The sequence below is a fragment of the Bacteroidales bacterium genome (assembly GCA_041671145.1).
Taxonomy (GTDB): domain Bacteria; phylum Bacteroidota; class Bacteroidia; order Bacteroidales; family JAHJDW01; genus JAQUPB01.
Window position 1 is genome coordinate 139,641 of record JBAZBZ010000001.1, and the last position, 6,526, is coordinate 146,166.

The following is a 6,526-nucleotide window of genomic DNA, read 5'->3' on the forward strand; positions in this document are numbered from 1 at the left end:
ATTAATACATGAAAAGTTCGGTTTTGATAGATTTTTTTAAGCATAACATATATTTTATTTTTTATTTTTTTGTTATCCTACTAATATTATTCTTTATATAGAGTATAAATTTTAAAAATATTATCCGTGAACTGCATTATAATAAATATAATATTAGAAAGCTTTAATAAGTTAAAATTAATATTTGCTTGTAAATATTTTAAAAGAACAATATTTTTTTTAATAGTTTTTACTGGTTTTAATTTCAATCAAACGGCAGATAACACCATTTTATCTGCCGTTATTTATTCTTCTGTTCAATTAAACATAGGAGTAAAGACAAATACGTTTTGTTTTGCTTGCAATAATGCTTCTAATGTCAGAGATACAGTAAAATTCTCATTCAATTCAAAAGATAATCGTTATTATATTTTAGGGAAACGATATTCGATACCTGTTAAATTAATAGATTGTCATAATTTACACATGAATAAAGATATGTTTGAAATGCTTAAAGCCGAATATTATCCTGATATTAATATTAAAATTAATAATTATATATTAGATAAAAGTATTACCAATAAAGGAAAAGCGTTTATATCAATAATGATTGCCGGTGTTGAAAAAAAATATACGGTAGATTTTAATGAAACAACCAGAGGCAGCAACTCAATTATAAAAAGTTTTTTTGCCATCAATTTAAATGATTTTAACGTATTCCCTCCGTCAAAATTTTTTGGAATAATTCAGATTGATAAGTATGTTGATATTAATTTTACTGCGAATTCTAAAATAATACAAATTTAAGGATTAGGTAATGCGGAATTTTTAAAGCATGATTTTGGAATTAAAAAAATACTCTTGAAGTTTTTGTAAAAAAATATTTAAAGAAGAACAAAAGAAAAAAATAATTTGAAAATTATTATTGAATAGTTCATATTAATAATAATTTTGCTTTAATAATTTTTATCATAATGAACAAACAAAAAGTTTTCATCACCGGTATTTCAAAAGGAATAGGCAGAAACATTGCTGAGTTGCTCAATCAAAAAGGATTTGAAGTGAGCGGCTCGTGTCGTAATCCTGAAAAATTAACTGATAAGCTTTCAGGAGTGAAATATATTCCGCTTGATTTGAATGGTAAAAACAGCATTTTAAAATGCAAAGATTTAATCGGTGATATTGATGTTTTAATTAACAATGCCGGTCAATCGCAAATAGGAGCAGTTGAAGAAATAAAAACCGAAGATATCAGAAATATTTTTGATATTAATTTTTTCGGAAGTATTGAATTGATAAAACAATTTCTGCCATTAATGCGCGAAAAGAAAAAAGGATTGATAATAAATATTGGTTCAATGGCAGGAAGTTTTGCACTTCCCATGTATTCTTCATATTGCTCTTCCAAAGCCGCATTTCAGATGTTTTCGTTATGTTTGCGACAGGAACTAAAACAATTTGGAATAACCGTAGTTCACGTTGAACCGAATGATATTAAAACTTCTATTTCGCCTGAATTAATTTATAAAGAAGGCGGTCCTTACGAAAACCTTGCCAAAACAGTAAGAGAAAAAGTAAAACAAAAAATGGACAAGTCCGACTCACCGGAAGTGGTTTCGCATTTAATACTAAAAATAATAAAATCAAAAAATACAAATCCGAAATATGCAGTTGGCGGAAGTGCCTATATGCTGATGTTCCTGAAACGTTTCCTCTCCGACAGAACCGCCGAAAAAATTACAATGAAAATGTATGGGTTGAAATAAAATTATTTATTCAACCTGCGAAATAATTACAGTATAATTTTTTCCATATTTTTTTGCACACTTTGGACAAGTCGTGTACCACATAAACATTTTTTTAATTTTTAATCCTTTTGATTTGGCAATAGCTTCAAAGTCCTTGCACCATTTTCCTGTATCCTTAAAAGGTCCTTCGTAAACTTTACTGAAAAATTTACCGCTCAAAGTTGTGTTTTCCGCACCAGAAATTTCCTTGTCAACGGCAAGATACAAATCCATATTCCATTTGGATGTATGGTCTGATAAACAAAGAAAATCGGGCATTTTAGCTCCGGCTGTTTTTACTTTTTCATCAAGTCGTTTCATCGCTTTGCCAAAATTCATAGGCATGTAGAAAAACGTACACACTTTGTCCTTTATGAATTTTTTATTTTCAAACTCAAACATTTTATCATCCCATGGAATAGGGTCGAACTTTGGACAACATTCTGTGTTTTGTTCTGTTTTAGATGTCATAATAACCTCCTTGTTTTTTTTATTTTAATTATAAATTTATTTTACATACTTCAATGCCTCGTCTACCGCTTGCAGCATAGGTTCGGGAGAAATATCCTTTCCAACAGCATTTAACATCCAGTATTTAGGAGTGGTTTTTCCGAAAGAAAAAATTCTTTCTACTTCAGAAGCAAAATTTTTGTTCTCTATTTGTTTTTCTAACTGAAAATCTATTAAATGTCCAATCGGATATGCAGAAAGGTATAGGGGATGTGCAATCATGTGCGAATAAATTCCAAGAATCGGCTGGTCTTTTATGCCAAATACATCGGCATAATATTTATTCCATATTTCTTTAGAAATACTAATAACAGCTTCTTTCAATTGTTCGGGAGTTGCATTAGGATTTTCATACATCCATTTCCAAACATTAATATCAACCAATGAAACGCCCATAATTTCATAACATCCCCAGAATTCACCAAGTATCATTAAATGATTTTTATTTGGATCTTTCTCTTTAATTCCAAGTAAATCCAAATCTCTTTTTTGAAAAATAAATGCAAGTGCTTCGGTGAATGCATTATTTGGAACACCGTTCAGCATATAGTAATCAACAAGATTAAGAGAAATGGTTTGTTCCACATTATGTCCGAATTCATGACAAGCAATATTATATCCTTTGTAATCCATTCCATCATTTTGAATTCTTGTTCGCAAGTGAGATTTTTCGGATTTCATCTGGCTGCCCCATGCGTGTCCTGAACCTCTTGCAGCGTCTACCTGAACTTTTGAGGAAATAAATTCCGCCATTTTTTCACAGAAACCTAAATTTTCCAGTATTTCAGGCAATCCTTTCTGAACGGCTTCAACATTAGAATATTTCGATTTTGTTGTTTTTGTTAGCTCATCTTCCGGAATATTGCTACTAACTTTGAATCCCCCATACCAAATGTCGAATGGCTCAAGATTTCTTCCTAATCGTTTGCGAATAAGTTCTGCAACTTTTTTAATTTGCGGAGAAGTAATAAAATTTATGAATAATTGCTCAATTTGTTGCTGAGGTATTTCAAGTCCTTGCTCAAAACTTCTTTTAACAAAAGTATTGCAATCTGTGAAATAGGAATCTATTTCTTTTTCAACTTTAAATTGATTTAAAAGATGCAAATATCTTGTATTTGGCTCAGGACTGGATTTTTCTTCTTTTCCTTTTTTATAAATTGTATTTTTATAAGGATTCCATTGAAAATGATTTGAATTTATCACACTATCGGGAATATCTTGATAAATGATATGTTTCATTATTTCGTAAATCATTTTTTGTTTTTCCAAACCATTTTCCTTATCGGCATAGTGAGATTTCAATTCGTCTCTTAACCCCCAGTGAGAGATGAGTTTTAAATTTTCAGGAAACATGGTTTTACCTTTATCATCAATAATATTTCCCATAAAAATATTATAATCTGAAATATATGAGCTGGCACTTGTACTCATTTCAGAAATTTTTTGAAGTAAGTTTGCAGGAATTCTTGATGCAAATATATCGCCCATTCTCGCATAAGCCCATTGTTTACGTGTCCATTTTTTACCAAGTTCATTTTTTTCTTTAAGATTAAATGATGGAAAATTAAGAATAACATAAAAGGCAATTTTATTACTAAATAAATCTGCATTTAAGTTTGCCGAAGGGTCATACCCTCCGAACATCTGGTCAACAGGTGCAATATCATTGCCTATAACATCAAGCGGTTCCTTCAATCCTAAAATTGTTTTGTTATAATTTCCGAAAAGAATTTCAAAATTCTTTGATATCTTCTGAAAAGTTATTTCAAGTTCTTTATCGCTTCCGATAAAATTTTGCTGGCAGAATATTTCAAAATCTTTTTCGCTTCCGTCTTTTTGCGTCCAGAAGAATGCCGCTTGCGTTACTCCTCCTTTAACTCTGTTTTTTTCTTTTTCTCCGTATTTAGCGGTTAATGTTTTAATAACATTATCAATTGTGGAATTGGAAATTGTACTCATAGTTTCTTTATTTTGCTTTTTTTTCAAATCGCATTGAGTAAATAAAATCCCGAATGCTGTTAGTATTAAAATTATTTTTTTCATCTGTTTAAATTTTGTAAGTAATTAATATTTCTGCTGCTAATTTGCTGTTTTGGTTAATAAACTTTTTTAGTTACTCGCTCCCGCAAAAGCCCACCTCTCAACCTGCTCGTGAATATCCATGCATTTCTTCGTTGAAAATAGCACTGAGTTTTTAATCATTTACGGTTTGTGCAACTTTTTCTAATTGCATGGATATTTCATTTTCTCATATTTAATTTTTAATAAAGTAAATTGAAATATCTTATTGCTATCAGACCTAACAAGTATCCAAGACCTGTAGGTCTTATGTACTATTAACTAATAACAATTAACTTTTAACTACTCTAATAATTTTCTGCTTTCAGTTCAAAGTATGCTTCAGGATGTTCGCATGAAGGACATGCTTTTGGTGCCTTTGTTCCTTCGTGAACATATCCGCATTTGCGGCACATCCAGCGAACGGAAGTTTCCTTTTCAAAAACTTTTTCTGTTTCAATGTTTTTCAGAAGCTTTGCATATCGCTTTTCATGCTCTGCTTCTATTGCTTTAATGAGTTTGAATTTTGCTGCAATTTTCGGAAATCCTTCTTCCTGCGCAATATTTGCAAATTCGGGATAAAGATTTGTCCATTCTTCATTTTCGCCCATTGCAGCAGCTTTGAGGTTTTCAGCAGTTGTTCCAATAATTCCGGCAGGATATGTAGCAGTAATTTCAACTGCTCCGCCTTCAAGAAATTTGAAAAATATTTTTGCATGCTGTTCTTCCTGCAATGCTGTTTCCATAAATAATGCGGCTATTTGTTCATAACCATCTTTTTGTGCTTGCTTAGCAAAAAATGTATAACGGTTTTTTGCCTGTGATTCACCTGCAAATGCTTTGAGAAGGTTCTTCTCCGTTTTTGTTCCTTTTATACTTTTTTCCATATTTATTTTTTTTATTTTTTGTAAATGTAAAAATAAAATATTTTTCAGGATATAAAAACAAATTTAATATTTTTAAGTTAATATTTTCATATTTTTGCACCCTTCGCAAAGTACTGATAATTTTAAAATTTCATTAAAAAATTGAATGAAGGATTTAACAACAGGCAGTGAAAAAAAGTTGATTTTATTTTTTGCTATTCCCATGCTTCTGGGAAACGTTTTTCAGCAATCATATAATATTATTGACAGGATAATTGTTGGTCATTATATTGGCAAGCAGGCGTTAGCTGCTGTGGGTGCGGCTTTCCCAATTATCTTTCTTCTAATATCATTAATAATCGGCATTGCTTCGGGCATCACTGTTATTATTTCACAATATTTCGGTGCTAAAGATTATAAAAATGTTAAAAGGGCGATTGACACAATGTATTTGTTTATTTTTATCTCTTCATTGATAATAACAGGAATTGGCTTATATTTGAACACTTTTATTTTTGAATTTATAAAATTACCAAAAGATATTATTCCTGATGCAAAAATTTATCTTTCAATTTATTTTATAGGAATGATTTTTATGTTCGGATTTCAGGGAGTTTGTGCTGTTCTTCGCGGGTTGGGAGATTCTAAAACGCCGTTGTATTTTCTTGTTGTCGCTACGATTTTAAATATTGCATTGGATTTTCTTTTTATTGTAGTATTAAAATTTAATATCAGTGGTGTTGCCATAGCTACTGTTATTTCACAATTTACTGCATTTATAGCGGTTGCAATTTATCTGAATAAAAAAGAAAAATATGCAAAAATTTCTTTTAAGAATATAGAGTTCGATAAAAATATTTTCAGGCAAAGCATAAGAATAGGTTTGCCGTCCGGAGCTCAGCAAGCGTTTGTTGCTTTGGGAATGATAGCATTATACAGAATTGTTAATGATTACGGAACTAATGCTGTTGCGGCATATTCTGTAGCAACAGGTATTGACTCCTTTGCCACACTTCCTGCAATGAATTTTTCAATGGCTCTTTCTGCATTTGTCGGTCAAAACATTGGAGCCAATAAAGTTGAAAGAGTTTATTCGGGATACAAAGCAACTCTTTTGATGAACACAGTAATTACAGTTATTTTATCGCTATTGATAATATTTTTCGGCAAAAACCTTATGCATTTGTTTACTGATGATAAAGAAGTTATTGACATCGGAACAAAATATTTAGTTATTGTGAGTGCATTTTACATGATTTTTACAATCATGTTCATCACAAATGGTTTGATAAGAGGAGCAGGCGATACATTGGCTTCTATGTT

At 30.7% G+C, this 6,526-nt stretch carries 6 protein-coding genes; 3 read left to right on the forward strand and 3 right to left on the reverse strand.

The features are described 5' to 3' along the window. The first annotated feature begins 126 nt into the window (after window positions 1–126). Both WC223_00540 and WC223_00545 read left to right on the forward strand, forming a co-directional pair. Window positions 127–786 carry a hypothetical protein gene (locus WC223_00540; protein ID MFA6922715.1) on the forward strand — a complete coding sequence of 220 codons (660 nt, stop codon included), beginning with the start codon at window positions 127–129 and terminating at the stop codon, window positions 784–786. Window positions 787–953: 167 nt separating this feature from the next. Continuing rightward, entirely contained in the window at window positions 954–1,745 is a 792-nt protein-coding gene (locus tag WC223_00545; GenBank protein ID MFA6922716.1) for an SDR family oxidoreductase, read from the forward strand. A gap of 6 nt (window positions 1,746–1,751) precedes the next feature. Here WC223_00545 and WC223_00550 read toward each other — a convergent pair whose 3' ends face one another. The 3 genes from WC223_00550 to WC223_00560 all read right to left on the reverse strand — a co-directional run bounded on the left by WC223_00550 (window position 1,752) and on the right by WC223_00560 (window position 5,224). Continuing rightward, entirely contained in the window at window positions 1,752–2,237 is a 486-nt protein-coding gene (locus WC223_00550; GenBank protein ID MFA6922717.1) for a hydrolase, read from the reverse strand. Window positions 2,238–2,273: 36 nt separating this feature from the next. Further along, a complete protein-coding gene (locus tag WC223_00555; protein ID MFA6922718.1) occupies window positions 2,274–4,322 on the reverse strand; it encodes a hypothetical protein in 2,049 nt (682 codons plus the stop codon). Between the two features lie 323 nt (window positions 4,323–4,645). Beyond that, entirely contained in the window at window positions 4,646–5,224 is a 579-nt protein-coding gene (locus tag WC223_00560; GenBank protein MFA6922719.1) for a rubrerythrin family protein, read from the reverse strand. Between the two features lie 145 nt (window positions 5,225–5,369). Between WC223_00560 and WC223_00565 the strand changes: the two genes are divergently transcribed. Further along, window positions 5,370–6,526, forward strand: a 1,157-nt coding sequence (locus tag WC223_00565) for an MATE family efflux transporter (GenBank protein MFA6922720.1), incomplete at its 3' end; no start/stop codon positions are given.